Origin of the sequence: Streptacidiphilus sp. MAP12-16 (assembly GCF_041262165.1) — a bacterium.
Lineage (GTDB): Bacteria > Actinomycetota > Actinomycetes > Streptomycetales > Streptomycetaceae > Streptacidiphilus.
In genome coordinates, this window is the sequence record NZ_JBGCBY010000001.1 from 287,503 (window position 1) to 302,951 (window position 15,449).

Annotated in this window: 14 protein-coding genes; 11 read left to right on the forward strand and 3 right to left on the reverse strand. The window is 70.3% G+C overall.

Annotation, left to right across the window (positions count from 1 at the left end):
• The first annotated feature begins 139 nt into the window (after window positions 1–139).
• The 7 genes from ABIA33_RS01270 to ABIA33_RS01300 all read left to right on the forward strand — a co-directional run bounded on the left by ABIA33_RS01270 (window position 140) and on the right by ABIA33_RS01300 (window position 9,177).
• Entirely contained in the window at window positions 140–1,297 is a 1,158-nt protein-coding gene (locus ABIA33_RS01270) for an acyl-CoA dehydrogenase family protein (RefSeq protein WP_370075938.1), read from the forward strand.
• Between the two features lie 231 nt (window positions 1,298–1,528).
• Window positions 1,529–2,590, forward strand: coding sequence for a S1C family serine protease (locus tag ABIA33_RS01275; RefSeq protein WP_370075940.1), 1,062 nt, complete (start codon window positions 1,529–1,531; stop codon window positions 2,588–2,590).
• Window positions 2,591–2,842: 252 nt separating this feature from the next.
• Complete coding sequence (locus ABIA33_RS01280; protein WP_370075943.1) at window positions 2,843–4,072, forward strand: amidohydrolase family protein; 1,230 nt, start codon at window positions 2,843–2,845, stop codon at window positions 4,070–4,072.
• A gap of 112 nt (window positions 4,073–4,184) precedes the next feature.
• The gene (locus ABIA33_RS01285; protein ID WP_370076234.1) at window positions 4,185–5,135 is read left to right on the forward strand and encodes a TIGR03619 family F420-dependent LLM class oxidoreductase; all 951 of its coding nucleotides are present in this window, start codon (window positions 4,185–4,187) and stop codon (window positions 5,133–5,135) included.
• A 71-nt stretch (window positions 5,136–5,206) separates the two neighbouring features.
• A complete protein-coding gene (locus ABIA33_RS01290) occupies window positions 5,207–6,031 on the forward strand; it encodes an SDR family NAD(P)-dependent oxidoreductase (RefSeq protein WP_370075945.1) in 825 nt (274 codons plus the stop codon).
• A 123-nt stretch (window positions 6,032–6,154) separates the two neighbouring features.
• Window positions 6,155–7,285 (forward strand): LLM class flavin-dependent oxidoreductase, encoded by a 1,131-nt coding sequence (locus tag ABIA33_RS01295; RefSeq protein ID WP_370075947.1) that lies wholly within the window; start codon window positions 6,155–6,157, stop codon window positions 7,283–7,285.
• A 152-nt stretch (window positions 7,286–7,437) separates the two neighbouring features.
• Window positions 7,438–9,177, forward strand: coding sequence for an amidohydrolase family protein (locus ABIA33_RS01300; RefSeq protein WP_370075949.1), 1,740 nt, complete (start codon window positions 7,438–7,440; stop codon window positions 9,175–9,177).
• A gap of 50 nt (window positions 9,178–9,227) precedes the next feature.
• Here the strand turns inward: ABIA33_RS01300 and ABIA33_RS01305 are convergent, their stop codons facing one another.
• The 3 genes from ABIA33_RS01305 to ABIA33_RS01315 all read right to left on the reverse strand — a co-directional run bounded on the left by ABIA33_RS01305 (window position 9,228) and on the right by ABIA33_RS01315 (window position 11,891).
• The gene (locus ABIA33_RS01305; RefSeq protein ID WP_370075951.1) at window positions 9,228–9,941 is read right to left on the reverse strand and encodes a sensor domain-containing protein; all 714 of its coding nucleotides are present in this window, start codon (window positions 9,939–9,941) and stop codon (window positions 9,228–9,230) included.
• Between the two features lie 171 nt (window positions 9,942–10,112).
• Complete coding sequence (locus ABIA33_RS01310; RefSeq protein WP_370075953.1) at window positions 10,113–10,508, reverse strand: hypothetical protein; 396 nt, start codon at window positions 10,506–10,508, stop codon at window positions 10,113–10,115.
• Window positions 10,509–10,649: 141 nt separating this feature from the next.
• Window positions 10,650–11,891 (reverse strand): sensor histidine kinase, encoded by a 1,242-nt coding sequence (locus tag ABIA33_RS01315; RefSeq protein ID WP_370075955.1) that lies wholly within the window; start codon window positions 11,889–11,891, stop codon window positions 10,650–10,652.
• A 271-nt stretch (window positions 11,892–12,162) separates the two neighbouring features.
• Between ABIA33_RS01315 and ABIA33_RS01320 the strand changes: the two genes are divergently transcribed.
• Genes ABIA33_RS01320 through ABIA33_RS01335 form a run of 4 tightly spaced genes read left to right on the forward strand, consistent with a single transcriptional unit; the run spans window position 12,163 to window position 15,429 of the window.
• Window positions 12,163–12,567: an NADH-quinone oxidoreductase subunit A gene (locus tag ABIA33_RS01320; protein ID WP_370075957.1), complete on the forward strand. Its 405-nt coding sequence runs from the start codon at window positions 12,163–12,165 to the stop codon at window positions 12,565–12,567.
• Complete coding sequence (locus ABIA33_RS01325) at window positions 12,558–13,247, forward strand: NADH-quinone oxidoreductase subunit B (protein ID WP_370075959.1); 690 nt, start codon at window positions 12,558–12,560, stop codon at window positions 13,245–13,247. Before ABIA33_RS01320 ends, ABIA33_RS01325 begins: the two co-directional genes overlap by 10 nt.
• Entirely contained in the window at window positions 13,244–14,470 is a 1,227-nt protein-coding gene (locus ABIA33_RS01330; protein WP_370075961.1) for an NADH-quinone oxidoreductase subunit C, read from the forward strand. Before ABIA33_RS01325 ends, ABIA33_RS01330 begins: the two co-directional genes overlap by 4 nt.
• On the forward strand, window positions 14,467–15,429 hold the full coding sequence (locus ABIA33_RS01335) for an NADH-quinone oxidoreductase subunit H (RefSeq protein ID WP_370075963.1): 963 nt from the start codon (window positions 14,467–14,469) through the stop codon (window positions 15,427–15,429). The genes ABIA33_RS01330 and ABIA33_RS01335 overlap by 4 nt, the downstream gene beginning before the upstream one ends.
• Window positions 15,430–15,449: the final 20 nt, after the last annotated feature.

Here is a 15,449-nt window from a genome sequence, read left to right on the forward strand (position 1 = left end):
GATCGTTCAGCAGCGCAGCCGCCAGTGCTGCCCATCTCACATCGGCACGGCCTGGACAGAGCGCCTACTGGCGATTAACTTAACGTTCGTTCGACCAGTGCAACCGGGCAGCTTGGACAGCAGGGAAGGGAGCGCCATCGTGCGCCGCACCGTATTCACCGAGGACCACGAGGCGTTCCGGGAGACCATCCGCGACTTCATCACCAAGGAGGTCGTGCCGGTCTACCCCGAGTGGGAGCAGGCGGGTCGCGCTCCCAAGGACTTCTACCTGAAGCTCGGCGAGCTGGGCGTCTTCGGCATCGAGGTGCCGGAGGAGTTCGGCGGCGCGGGGATGCACGGCTTCAAGTACCAGGCCGTCGTCACCGAGGAGTGCGCCCGCGCCGGCGTCAGCTTCGGCAGTGCCGGGGTGCACACGGGCCTGTGCCTGCCCTACCTCATGGAGTACGGCAGCGACGAGCAGAAGAAGCGCTGGCTGCCCAAGTTCGTCTCCGGCGAGATGATGACCGCCATCGCCATGACCGAGCCGGGTACCGGCTCCGACCTGGCCGGCATGACCACCAACGCCAAGCTCTCCGAGGACGGCACGCACTACGTTCTCAACGGCGCCAAGACCTTCATCACCGGCGGTGTGCAGGCCGACCTGATGCTGGTCGTCGCGCGCACCTCCCCGGCCACCCCGGAGAACCGCCGCACCGGCCTGTCCATCCTCTGCGTCGACACCACCAGCGAGGGCTACACGGTCGGCCGCAAGCTGGACAAGATCGGTCTGCGCACCTCGGACACCGGCGAGCTGTCCTTCGTCGACGTCAAGGTCCCGGTCGAGAACCTGCTCGGCGAGGAGGGCAAGGGATTCTTCTACCTGGCCCACAACCTGGTCCAGGAGCGCCTGGCCATCGCCGTCGGCGCCTACGCCGCGGCCCGCGCCGCCGTGGACCTGGCCGTGGCCTACACCAAGGACCGCAAGGTCTTCGGCCAGGCCGTCGCCGAGTTCCAGAACACCAAGTTCGAGCTCGCCGCCTGTGAGGCCGAGGTCGACGCGGCCCAGGCCGTCGTGGACCGCGCCCTGGAGCACTTCGAGACCGGCGACCTGACCGCCTCCGACGTGGCCAAGGCCAAGCTGTTCACCACCGAGGTCTGCTCCCGGGTCGTCGACAAGTGCCTGCAGCTGCACGGTGGTTACGGCTACATCCTGGAGTACCCGATCGCGCGCCTCTATACGGACAACCGCGTGTTCCGCATCTACGGCGGCACCAGCGAGGTCATGAAGCTCGTCATCGCGAAGTCCCTCGGTCTGTAGCTCCCCAGCTCGTAAGGCCAACTGACGCACCCCCATCCCCGGTACGGCCGGACGGCGCCCCCAGTGCCCTCCCTTCGTACCGGGGTTTCTGCTGCTCTGCGGCTGTTGCGCCGGCCCCTTGGGCCCCTTGGCCCGCTTGGCCCGCTTGGGCGCGCCTGCGACGCGGAGAGCGGGGCGAAATGGACAATAGGGTTAAATCTCCCATATTTGTCCGAGCGGAAGGTCGCGACCATGGAGACTGGCGGTTCCCCTCGTTCGCCCCGCAGGCCCGGCCTGGTCCTCGCCCTGGCGGGCGCGGTGCTCGCGGCGGTGGCGGGGTGCACCAGTGCGCCGTCCTCGTCCGGTTCCGCCCCCTCGCCGAGCGTCAGCAACGACCTTCAGACGGACTACCAGAACACGGTCAAGGCAGTGCTTCCCTCGGTCGTGCAGATCACCGCGCCGAACAGTCTCGGCTCGGGCATCGTCTACGACAGCCAGGGTGACATCGTCACCAACGCCCACGTCATCGGCACCGGGAACAGCTTCCAGGTGACCCTGGCCAACAGCTCCACCGTGCTCGACGCGACGCTGGTGTACTCCTATCCGGTCAGCGACCTCGCCGTCATCAAGCTGACCAAGCCGCCATCGAACCTCAAGCCGGCGACCTTCGTCGACAGCAGCAAGGTGGAGGTCGGCCAGATCGTGCTGGCCATGGGCAACCCGCTGGGACTGGAGAGCAGCGTCACCCAGGGGATCGTGTCGGCCGTCGGACGCACTGTGTCCGAGCCCGGCAGCGCGGGCTCGGCCGGGGTGACCATCCCCAACATGGTGCAGACCTCGGCGGCGATCAACCCTGGCAACAGCGGCGGGGCCCTCGTCAACCTCTCCAACCAGATCGTCGGGATCAACACGCTCGCGGCAATCTCCGCCGGCGAGAGCGGGGCGCAGGCGCCGGGTATCGGCTTCGCGATCCCGAGCTCGGCGGTGACCAATCTGGCCAATCAGATGATCAAGGACGGCAAGGTCACCAACTCCGGCCGTGCCGCCCTGGGCATCACCTCACGGACCGTGCTGACCAGCGCCGGGGACACCACGACCGGCGCGGGCGTGGTGTCCGTCATCAGCGGCGGGCCCGCCGCGCAGGCGGGGATCCAGCCAGGTGACGTGATCACGAAGATCGGCAACACGGCCATCCTGAGCTCCGGTCAGCTGAGCGAGACGCTGGCCGGTCTGCAGCCCGGGCAGAAGGTCCAGGTCAGCTACGAGCGCGGTGGCAACGCGCAGACGACGACGGTCACCCTCGGCACGCTCTGACCCCTCCGCCCTGGCCGCCTGGTCCCGACTTTTCTGCCCCGCCTCCCCGCGTGCGCGCTGCCTATCCGCGCGGGGAGGGGAAGTGCCCCGCTGCTCCTCGGAGCGGCGGGGCACTTCCATCTGCGGACGAGGGCACCAGCGCGGACGCGGACACGAGCGGACAGGGACACCGGCGGACGCGGATCCGCCCGAGCTGGAGTGCTGCCGACGCGACTCCTGACGGATCGTCAGATCGGCGCTAGCCTGGCGGACATGGAGAGCTTCCCCTGGATCATTTCGGTGGACGACCACACCGTCGAGCCGCCGCACGTCTGGCAGGACCGCCTGCCCGCCAAGTACCACGAGGTCGGCCCGCGCATCGTGCGCGCCCCGCTCGCCGAGATGACCTTCGTCGGGGGCCGCTTCGCCCCGCGGATGGGCGAGCCCGGTAGCGACGGACCGCTCGCCGACTGGTGGGTGTACGAGGATCTGCGCCGCCCGCTCACCAGGCTTGACACCGCCGTCGGCTACCCCAGGGAGGAGGTGCGGCTGGAGGCGATCACGTACCAGCAGATGCGGCCCGGGTCGTTCTCGATACCCGAGCGGCTGGAGGACATGGATGTCAACCATGTCCAGTCGGCCCTGTGCTTCCCGACCTTCCCGCGCTTCTGCGGGCAGACCTTCACCGAGGCCAAGGACCACGACCTCGGGTTGCTGTGCGTGCGCGCGTACAACGACTGGATGGTCGAGGAGTGGTGCGGTCCGTCGGCGCGGGGACGCATGATCCCGCTGGCCATCGTGCCGCTGTGGGACGCGGAGCTGGCCGCGGCGGAGGTGCGCCGCAGTGCCGCGCGGGGCGTTCGGGCGGTCTGCTTCAGCGAGATACCCCCGCACCTGGGCCTGCCGAGCATCCACACGGACGCCTGGGACCCGTTCCTGCGTGCCTGCGAGGAGACCGGCACGGTCATCGCCATGCACATCGGCTCATCGTCGCGGATGCCCTCCACCTCGGCGGACGCGCCGCCGGCCGTGGGGTCGACCATCACCTTCGCCAACTGCTGCTTCTCGATGGTGGACTGGCTCATGTCGGGGAAGTTCGACCGTTTCCCGGGCTTGAAGATCATGTACGCGGAGGGCCAGATCGGCTGGATCCCCTACATCCTGGCCCGCGCCGACGTGGTGTGGGAGGAGAACGCGGCCTGGGGCGGGGTCGCCGACAAGGTGCTGACCCGCCCCAGCGAGCTGTTCGCCGAGCACATCTACGGGTGCTTCTTCGACGACCCGCACGGCGTCCGGAACCTGGACGCTATCGGGGCGGCGAACGTCCTCTACGAGACGGACTATCCCCACTCGGACTCGACCTGGCCCAGGAGCCGCGAGGTCGCCGAGTCGCAGATGGGCCACCTGGAGGCCGACGTGGTCGAGCAACTGGTGCGCGGCAACGCCATCAAACTGCTGGACCTCACGCCGGAGGGGCTGTGGAAGGGGTCGGCCAGTGCCTGAGAACGCCGCGCCCGAGAACGCCGTGCCTCAGAACGCCGCGCCCGAGACCGCTGTGAGAGAGACCGCTGTGAGAGAGACCGCTGTGACAGAGACCGCTGTGGCAGAGGCCGCTGTGGCAGAGGCCGCCGCGCCCGGGACCGTTGGGCCCGAGTTCGGTGTCCAGCTTCCCGTGCAGTCGCAGAGCACGATCTACGTCGAGCCCTGGGAGACCGAGGCAGGCCCCGCCGAACTCGCCCAGGCCGCGCAGGCCGCCGACCGACTCGGCTACGCATACGTCGCCTGCTGCGACCACGTAGCGATCCCCCGCCGCCTCGCCGGGCCGATGGGCGCGACCTGGTACGACCCGGTGTCCACGCTCGCCTGGCTGGCCGCGCTCACCACCCGCACCCGGCTGCTCTCGCATGTCGCCGTGGCCCCGCTGCGGCATCCGCTGCTGTCGGCGAAGCAGTACGCCACGCTGGACCTGCTCAGCGGCGGCCGGCTGGTCCTCGGCGTGGGCGCGGGGCACGTCCCCGAGGAGTTCGCCGTGCTCGGGGTGGACTTCCACCGGCGCGGGGCGATCCTCGACGAGACGCTGCAGGCCCTGGACGTCGCGCTGCGCGACGAGTACCCGACGCACGAAGGCCCGCGCTTCCCCTTCACGGGCCTGGCGCTGAGCCCCCGCCCGGTGCAGCGCCCCCGTCCACCGCTGTGGGTCGGCGGTTCCTCGCCGCGCGCGGTGCGCCGCGCGGCCACCCTCGGCGAGGGCTGGCTGTCGCAGGGCGACTCGCTGGCGTCGCTGCCCGCGCAGCTGGAGCTGATCCGCTCCGCCCGGGAGCAGGCCGGTCGGGGCGGACCCTTCGCGGTGAACGTCATCCCCCCGACGCTCTTCGTCGGCGAACCGGGCTGGGACACCGGCTCGCGAACCGTCACCGGCAAGCCCGAGCGCCTCGCCGAGCTGCTCCGCGCCTACGTCGAACTGGGGGCCACGCACCTGCAGTTGCGGCCGCGCAGCCGAAGCCTGGCGGAGTACCTGGAGCAGCTCGAGGCTGTCGCCACCGAAGTCCTGCCGCTCGTGCGGTGACGGTGGACCCGAGTCCCCGGACCCCGCGACCCCGGACCCCGAGACCCCGAGACCCCGAAGAGGAGCCCTTCATGCCCAAGCTTGACGGCCGTACGATCCTGATCACCGGTGCCGCCCGGGGTCAGGGCGAGCAGGAGGCGCGGCTGTTCGCCGCCGAGGGGGCGCGGCTCGTCCTCGCCGACGTCCTGGACGACCAGGGCGAGGCTCTTGCCAAGGAGTTGACCCAACAGCTCGGCGAGGACCGGGTGCGCTACCAGCACCTCGACGTCAGCAGCGAGACGGACTGGGCGGCGGCCGTCGAGACCACCCTGTCCGTGTTCGGCACGCTGGACGGGCTGGTCAACAACGCCGGCATCCTCCGCTTCAACGAACTCGTCAGCACCCCGCTGGAGGAGTACCTGGCGGTGGTTCGGGTCAACCAGGTCGGCTGCTTCCTCGGGATGCGCGCGGCCGCGCCGGTGATCGAGGAGGCGGGGGGCGGCACCATCGTCAACACGGCCTCGTACACGGCGCAGACCGGCATGGCCCTGCTGACCTCGTACGCCGCGACCAAGGGCGCGATCCTCAGCATGACCAGGGTGGCCGCGCTGGAGCTGGCGGCCAAGGGGATCAGGGTGAACGCGATCTGCCCTGGCGCGGTGGACACGCCGATGTCGAACCCGGCGAACGCCTTCGCCGGCGGCTCCGGTGCGCCGGTGATGAGCGCGGAGGACGCCGCCTCGCTGGCCGAGGCCACCGCCGAGCTCTACGCCAAGGTCGTTCCGATGCGGCGGATCGGCCGTCCCGACGAGATCGCGAAGCTGGCGCTGTTCCTCAGCTCGGAGGACTCCTCCTACATCACCGGCCAGCCGGTGATCGTCGACGGCGGCTGGCTCGCGGGCGTCTCCATTGGCTGACGGTGCGTCAGCTATTGACTGGTCCGCACCCCGATGTCAGAGTCGGGCTATATCTGATGGGTCGTCAGATTCAGATTCTATGGCTCCAGACTTCGCGGAAAACATGGACAGGACGGTGAACCAATGGAGTTCGGCATCTTCATCCAGGGCTATGTGCCCAAGAGTCGCTCCCAGGTCGACCCGCAGGCAGAGCACCATGCCCTGATGGAGGAAATGGACTACGTGGTCCAGGCCGACAAGGCGGGCTTCAAGTACGCCTGGGTCACCGAGCACCACTTCCTGGAGGAGTACTCCCACCTCTCCGCGAACGACGTGGTCATCGGCTACCTCACCCACGCCACCGAGCGCATCCACCTGGGCTCCGGGATCTTCAACCCGCTCGCCAAGGTCAACCACCCGGTGAAGGTCGCCGAGCGGGTCGCCATGCTCGACCACCTCTCGGCCGGCCGCTTCGAGTTCGGGACCGGACGCGGCGCGGGCAGCCACGAGATCCTCGGCTTCATGCCCGAACTCACGGACATGAACGGCACCAAGGAGATCTGGGAGGAGACCATCGGGGAGTTCCCCAAGATGTGGCTCCAGGACGAGTACCAGGGCTTCCAGGGGAAGCACTGGTCGCTGCCGCCCCGCAAGGTGCTGCCCAAGCCGTTCGGTCCCGCACACCCCGCCATGTGGTACGCGGCGGGCAGCCCCTCTTCGTACGAGATGGCCGCCCGCAAGGGCCTCGGCGTGCTGGGCTTCAGCGTGCAGAAGGTCTCCGACATGGAGTGGGTCGTCAACTCCTACAAGAACGCCATCCGCGACGCCGAGCCCGTGGGCGCGTACGTCAACGACAACGTGATGGTGACCTCGACGGCGATCTGCGCCGAGACCTCCAAGGAGGCGCGTCGGATCGCGGCCGCCGGCGGGCTCAACTACCTGCAGTCGCTGCTGTTCCGCTACCACGACACCTTCCCCCGCATCGAGGGCATCCCGGTGTGGCCGGAGCTGATCCCGGAGTACACCGAGGAGCTCATCGACCTCCTGGTCCAGGAGGAGCTGATGATCTGCGGGGACCCGGACGAGGTGCTGCAGCAGTGCAAGCGCTGGGAGTCGGCCGGGGCCGACCAACTGGTGTTCGGCCTGCCTATCGGCATCCCGCCGGAGGCCACCGCGACCACCATCAAGCTGATCGGCGAGCACGTCATCCCGAAGATCGACACCGATCCGGTGCACCGCACCACCCGCTTCCGCCAGGCCGCCGGTCCGCAGTAGGGGTAGGCGCAGAACCTGGCGGAGTACGACCGGGCGGGTACGGAGCGGCGGCGGCCCGCTGCCTCGTACCCGCCCGCACCACGTCACCCCTGACGCCCGCACCACGTCACCCCTGACGCCCGCTCGCCGCGACTCCTCCGGAGGGACCGACCATGCTCGACCACCTCATCCAAGGCGCGACGCTGGTGGACGGAACCGGCGCCCCCTCCCGCAGCGCCGACGTAGGCCTGCGCGGCGGGCGGATCGTCAGCGTCACCGACGCCGGGCGCAACGAGGAGACCGCCGCGACCCGCGAGGACGCCACCGGACTCGTGCTCACCCCCGGCTTCGTCGACCCGCACACCCACTACGACGCGCAGCTGTTCTGGGACCCGTACGCCACACCCTCCCTCGGCCACGGCGTCACCACCGTCGCCGGCGGCAACTGCGGGTTCACCCTGGCACCGCTGAACCCCGCCCGTCCCGACGACGCCGACTACACCCGCCGGATGATGTGCAGGGTCGAGGGAATGGCTCTGGCGGCACTGGAGGAGGGCGTCCCCTGGGGCTGGTCCTCCTTCGGCGAGTACCTGGCCGCCCTGGACGGGCACACCGCCGTCAACGCGGGCTTCATGGTCGGCCACTGCGCCCTGCGCCGTTACGTCATGGGCCCGGACGCCATCGGCGGCGCGGCGAGCCCCGCCCAGCTCGAAGCGATGGTGACGCTGCTGCGCCAGTCGATGACGGAGGGCGCGTGGGGACTGTCCACCACCCAGTCCTCCACCCACTCGGACGGTGACGGAAAGCCCGTCGCCTCCCGCCATGCCTCCCGCGAGGAACTGATCGCGCTCAGCAGCGCCGTGGGGGAGCACGAGGGGACGCAGATCGAGGCCATCGTCGCGGGCTGCCTGGACCAGTTCAGCGACGAGGAGATCTCCCTCCTCGTGGACATGTCGGTCGCTGCCGGACGCCCCCTCAACTGGAACGTCCTCACCATCGACGCCGCCGTCCCCGAGCGCGTCCCGCGCCAGCTTCTCGCTTCCTCGCGCGCCCGCGCCGCCGGAGGCAGGATCATCGCGCTCACCATGCCCATCCTCACGCCGATGAACATGAGCCTGGGCACCTTCTGCGCCCTCAATCTCATCCCCGGCTGGGGCGACATCCTCGGTCTGCCCGTTCCCGAACGGATCGTCCGGCTCGCCGACCCGGACGTACGGGCGGGGATGCTGCGCCGCGCAACCAGTCCTGAGGCGGGTGTCTTCCGCCGCCTCGCCGACTTCGGGCGCTATGTCATAGGTGACACCTACTCGGCTGCGAACGCCGGGCTGAGCGGGCGGGTCGTCCGCGACATCGCCGCCGAGCGTGGCCAGGACCCGTTCGCCACTCTCGTACAGATCTGCTCCGCCGACGACCTGCGTACCGTTCTGTGGCCGATGCCCACGGACAACGACCTGGGGAGTTGGGAACTGCGCCGCTCCACCTGGCAGCACCCCGATGTGATGCTCGGCGGCTCCGACGCGGGCGCCCACCTCGACCGCATGTGCGGGGCCCCGTACACCACCCGCTTCCTCGGCGACTGCCTGCGGCGGCGCAAGCTCGTCCCGCTGGAGCAGGCCGTGCAGATGCTCACCGCCGACCCGGCCTCGCTGTTCGGGCTGCGCGAGCGGGGCACCGTCGCCGTCGGCAACCACGCCGACCTGGTGCTGTTTGATCCCGAGCGGATCGACGCCGGTCCCGCCACGCTCGTGCACGACCTGCCGGGCGACAGCCCCCGGCTCGATTCACGGGCCGAGGGCGTGGTCAGCGTGCGGGTCAACGGCGTGGAGACGGTCAGGGACGACAAGCTGAGCGGTGCGGTGCCCGGCACGGTGCTGCGCTCCGGCCGGGACACCCGCACGGTCGCCACGCGCTAAGCACCCTCCCAGAGCCTGCCCGCGAAGACCGGCCGGACCGGCCCTGGCGGTCAGCGCAGCAGTCCGCGTACCAGCGTCCGCTGCACGGTGGCCAGGCCGCGCACCACCCAGGGGGTGACGAACAGCACGATCAGTCCGACCGCGCAGACAGCGGCGATCTGCGGCACGCTGCTCAGGTAGACGGTGTGGCCGTGGTGGGAGTACAGCTGCAGGCCCGGCATGTCCGTGTAGGTGGGGAACACCCACTGCCACAGCGGGTAGCTGCCGTAGCCGAGGCCGATCGCCCACAGCGTCACCGTCAGCGTGAAGGAGAGGACGCCGAACGGCAGCATCAGCACGCCGTACAGCGCACCGCGCCAGCCGGTGCCGTCCTTCAGCGCCGCGACGATCCAGGCCATCAGCCCCGGGCTGCTCGGCCGTACCCGAGCGGGCGGGGTGACGTTCAGCTTCAGGCCCGAGTTCGCGCGTGCTCGCTCCATCGCCCCGAAGGCCCGGGCCCCGACGAGAGCGGCGGCGAGCAGCGGCATCCCCAGGAAGGTCACCACCAGGCCGAGGCCCAGGCTCAGCATCGTGACGATGGAGGAGAAGGTCACGATGCCGATCGGCAGGTTGAGCACCAGGTGCAGGCTCTCCCGCCAGGTGCGGGAGGTGAACGGCGCGGCCAGGAAGCCGGGTTGCGGATGTTGCCTCGACCCGGCGCCGTACTCGGAGGGATGCCTCGTGCTGTCCGCCGCCTCGCTCTTGGCCATACCCGTACCACTCATGGATTCCCGCTCTCCGCAGCTCGCTCGCCCGGCCTGCTCTCTTGTGTCTGCAAGCCTGCCGGGCGGGACGGGCAAAGGCATTGGGGCGAGTTGGTGTCTCCGGGTGGGGTTAGCCCCACCCGGGCGCCCCCACCTGAGCGGGGTCAGCCGAGTGGGGCCGGCGGCACGGTGTCAGTGGGTGTTCTTGGCCAGGCAGAGGACCAGGCTGTCACCGTGGCTGCTGGTCTGCGTGTAGGCGGCGTCGAGCCCGGCCAGGCCCTGGCAGTCGTCCATGTTGGAGCCGTTGATGGTCTTGATCACCTTGTAGTCGGCCTTGGCGTCCTTGCAGTCCAGCACCGAGACGTCCGGCTTGCTGTCGGTCCCGGCGTTGTGGACGCAGTCGCCGGCCGAGGCGGTGGTGGGGTCGCCGGTGGCGTAGTCGTAGGCGAACCAGGCTCCGCCGAGGATGACGAGGACGCCGAGACGGATCGCCATACGCCGCGCAAAACCGCTCTTCTTCGACGGTTGCGGTGCAGGGGTCTGGGCGGCGTAGCCGGGGTGGGTCTCGAAGGAGGGGGGCGTGCTCACGTGGGGACCTCATAGCGAATCGACAGGTAGGGTCGACGCACCTTATTGATCATCAGTTCGCTGCAGCCGCCCCGATGCCGAAAGGTTGTGCAGCAGCACCTCGATCGTGATCAAACAGCAGGTACAGGAGTTGAGGGCAGGTCAGCGTCCGCTGCCCGTGCGCCACGGCAGCTCGACCGTCACCGTCGTCGGACCGCCCACCGGGCTGTCGACGACGAACACGCCGTCCACGGCCCGGATCCGCTCCGCCAACCCCGCCAGGCCGCCGCCCGGGTTCTCCGTCGCCCCGCCGTTGCCGTCGTCCCGGACCTGCAGCATGAGTTGGTTGCCCGAGCGCCAGGCGTCGACCGTGGCGGTGCGCGCGCCCGCGTGCTTGGAGACGTTGGTGAGCAGCTCGCTGACGGTGAAGTAGGCGATGCCCTCCACCGCCGAGTCCGGACGCGAGTCGCGGTCCGCGCCGCCCGGCAGGTCCGCGTTGACCCGTACGCCGCCGGGCACGGTGCAGCGCGAGGCGACAGAAGACAGCGCGGCGTCGAGCCCGCGGTCCGTCAGGACGGCAGGGTGGATGCCCCGGGCCAGGTCGCGCAGCTCCTGCAGGGCGAGCTTCACCTCGCCGTGGGCGTCGGCGACCATCCTCGCCGCCGTCTCCGGGTCCTCCGTCAGCTTCTCCTTGGCCAGGCCGAGGTCCATCGCCAGCGCCACCAGCCGGGCCTGCGCGCCGTCGTGCAGGTCGCGCTCGATCCGGCGCAGGTCCGCCGCGGCGGAGTCGACGACCGTGCCCCGGTCCTGTTCCAGCTCGCGGACCCGTACGGTCAGCGCGGCGGGAGCGAGCAGCGAGGCGGCGAGCAGCCGGTCGACCGTGGACAGCCCGCGCGTGATCCAGGGCAGCACCGGCCAGAGCACGATCAGCGCGACCAGGGTGAGCGCGAAGGTGAGGACGCCCCAGGGCAGCTTGAGGAAGAGATACAGCGCGGTACGCCACGCCAGGCCGTCCGACATGACGTCGAACGTGCGCCGCCAGAAGTTGCCTCCCTCGCGACCGGCCCCGATGGGCAGCGGCTCGGCGATGTCCTCGTCCAGAAGCCCCCGGAGCAGGCCGCGCTCGATCGCGCCGAAGGAGCGGATCGCGACCAGCCCGCCGGCCAGCACCCAGAACCCCACGATGGTGAGGATCAGCCCCGCGCCGAGCGCGACGGCCGTGACGGTGAGGACGAAGCCGACGATCCCCATCGGCAGGTTGGTCATCAGGAACGCGACCTCCCGCCACATCCGCTGGTTGTAGCCGGGACGGCCCCGCTCCGCCTGTCGCGCGGGCGACGTTCGCGTGCCCGGCGTCAGGTCGGAGTCCTCCCGGGAGCCGGGCCAGGTGCTGTCGTGTGGCATGGGGTCCATCCTCGGTTACGCCGGTCGGCACAGGGGCGTCTCCTGCGAAACCAAGCCTGCCGGGGTGGGTGGCCGATGACGATGGGGCGGGTCGGCATCGTCGTAGGGGGGATAACCCCACCTCCGTGGGCGGCGGGGACATCTCGCGAGGTGGGTGCCATGCACACACTCGCTGCCTGTGGACCTAGACTCCCGTGCGTAAAGAACGTCATGGATACGTAAAGGCATCACTGCGCTGGTTGGTGCCTGGCGGGACCGGAGGCGACCGAGCATGGAGGCACTCGCGGCTGCGGCCGCGCCCCAGCAGACGGGCTATTTCCACGCCTATGCGGTGGTGGGACTGCTCGCGGTGGTCGGGGTGCTGTTCGTGGCGTCCGCGTTCGGTGCCAACCGCCTCCTGCGCCCGTACGCGCCGACGCAGGAGAAGCTGCTGGCCTACGAGTGCGGCGTGGACCCGGTGGGAGAGGGCTGGGCGCAGACCCAGGTCCGCTACTACGTCTACGCCTTCCTCTACGTGATCTTCGCGGTGGACGCCATCTACCTGTTCCCGTGGGCCACCGTCTTCGCCGCTCCGGGGTTCGGGGCGGGGACGCTGATCGAGATGTTCGTCTTCATCGGCTTCCTCGCCGTCGGCCTGCTCTACGCCTGGAAGAAGGGCGTCCTGGAATGGACGTGACCTCGCATTCGCATTCGCATGCGCACTCGACCGCCGGAGGACCGGTGCCCCTGGGCATCCCGGACGCCGCCCATCCTGGTGCTGCCCCGGAGCCGCGCACGCTCGGTCCGCTGGCCCGGCTCGCGCCGGACCCGGTGAAGGTGATCCTGAACTGGGGACGCCGCTACAGCCTGTGGTGCTTCAACTTCGGTCTCGCCTGCTGCGCGATCGAGTTCATCGCCGCGTCCATGGCCACGCACGACTTCATCCGGCTGGGCGTCATCCCGTTCGCGCCGGGACCGCGCCAGGCTGACCTGATGATCGTCTCGGGCACGGTGACGGACAAGATGGCGCCTGCCATCAAGCGCCTCTACGAGCAGATGCCCGAGCCCAAGTACGTCATCTCCTTCGGTGCGTGTTCCAACTCCGGGGGCCCCTACTGGGACTCCTACTCGGTCACCAAGGGCGTCGACCAGATCATTCCGGTGGACGTGTACGTGCCGGGGTGCCCGCCCCGGCCCGAGGCGCTGTTGCAGGGGATCCTCAAGCTGCAGGAGAAGATCGCCCACGAGTCGCTGGCCGAGCAGTACCCCGTGCCGGGGGCGGCTCTTCCGGCGGCCGCGCTGAAGCGCCCGCTCGTGGCCGGGCCTACGTCGCCGTCCACATCGGCCGACGGCCCGTCGGAAGGCGTCGCGCGATGAGCCCCGACCAGGCGCCGGGCCAGGTCCCGGACCAGACACCCGACGAGACCCCGGACCAGGGCCCCGACGAGGCCACGGGCCGGGGCCCCGACGAGGCCACGGGCCGGGGCCCCGACGAGGCCACCGACCCGTCGTCTGACCAGGCCACCGAGCAGGCCAGTGAGCAGGCTGCTGAGCAGGCCCGTGGCGGGATCCCCGCCGAGGCAGCTGCGGAAACGGTCGTGGAGGCGCCCGCCGACTCGCCCGCCGGGATCGCGGCCGCGATCGGCCCCTGGGCCACGGCCGAGGAAGCCTTCGCGCTGCTTACCGTCGACGTCCCGGCCGAGCACTGGATCGAGGCCCTGACCGCCGCGCGCGACCGCCTCGGTCTGGCCTTCTTCGACTGGCTGAGCGCAGTGGACGAGCTCGCGGAGGGCTTCTCCGTCGCCGCCCACCTCGCGCACGTGGGCACCCCGTCGGCTACTCCAAGCCGCACCACCTCTCCGGCCTCTCCGGCCTCTCCTATCGCAGGCCGTGCCCCGGGCCTGCGTCGCATCCTGCTGCGTACCCGCATCCCGCGGGACGCCGCCGCGCTGCCGACCGCGACCGGCGTCTACGCCGGTGCGAGCTGGCACGAGCGCGAGACCCACGAGATGTTCGGCATCGACTTCGTCGGGCACCCGCACCTTGCGACGCTGCTCCTCCCGGACGGCTTCGAGGGCCACCCGCTCCGCAAGGAGTTCGTCCTCGCGGCGCGGGTCGCCAAAGCGTGGCCCGGGGCGAAGGAGCCCGGGGAGAGCGACCACGGCACTGGCGACGGCGCCCCGACTCCCGCACGCCGTCGGATGCTGCCACCGGGTGTGCCGGACCCCAACGAGTGGGGACCGCTCGCCGGTACGCTCCCGCCGGTCCCGGAGCGGCCCGCCCGAGGCGCCGCGACACGTGGCGCCCGCGCGGCGGCGGGTGCGGGTGCGGGTGCGGCCGCGGGTGCCGAAGGCGTCGCAGGCGCAGCGCCCGCACCGGCGGAGCGTCCGGTGCGCGCGGACCGTCCGCGGCGTACCCGCAGCGTCGACCAGGGATCGGCCAGCCAGACCCCGCCGAGTCCGCCGCCACCCACTCCTGACGAGGAAGCGGCCGCACCGCCGTCCCCCGAGGCTCCCTCCCCCGACGCCCCGTCCCCCGAGGCTCCCTCACCCGACGCGCCCTGGCAGGTCGCCCCGCCCAAGACAGGAGACGACGCATGATCACCGCGTTTGAAGCGCTGCTGCGCTGCGTCGCCGCCCTGGCCGTCTTCCTGACCTTCCCCCTGATCATCGGTCAGACCGAGCACAAGGTCATGGCCCACATGCAGGGACGCCTCGGCCCCATGTACGCAGGCGGATTCCACGGCTGGGCGCAACTCGTCGCCGACGGGGTGAAGTTCGCGCAGAAGGAGGACATCGTCCCCGCCGGGGCCGACCGCCGCATCTTCCAGCTCGCGCCGGCCATCGCCCTGCTGCCCTACCTCTTCGTACTCATCGCCATCCCGGTCGGTCCGGGCGGCTTCGTCGGGCAGGCCCTGGACGCCGGTCTCTTCTTCGTCCTCGCGGTCATGGGCATCGGGATCCTCGGCAAGCTGATGGCCGGTTGGGCCTCCGCTAACAAGTTCTCCCTCCTCGGTGGAATCCGTACCGCGGCCCAGCTGCTGGCGTACGAGCTGCCGATGGTGCTCGCGGCGGCCTCGGTGGCCATGGCGGCGGGCACGGTGTCGCTGCCCGGTATCGTCGGCGCCTTCCAGTGGTGGTGGGTTCCGTGGCAGATCGTCGGCGGCTTCGTGTTCTTCACGGCAGGGCTGGCGGAGCTGCAGCGGCCGCCGTTCGACATGCCGGTGGCCGACTCCGAGATCATCTTCGGGGCCTACACCGAGTACACCGGCCTGCGCTTCGCGCTGTTCCTCCTTTCCGAGTACGCGGGCATCCTCGTTCTCTGCGCGCTCACCACCGTGCTCTTCCTCGGTGGCTGGCACGGCCCGCTCTCGGCGGACCTCGGCTGGTTGTGGACCCTGCTGAAGACATTCGCCCTCGCCTTCGTAGTGATCTGGCTGCGTGTCACCTATCCGCGGCTGCGTGAGGACCAGCTGATGCGCTTCGCCTGGATCGTCCTTGTCCCGCTCGCGCTCGCCCAGCTCGCCCTCACCGGCATCGTCAAGGTGGTGATCTCCTAGTGGCTCCCCTTCCCGGCACC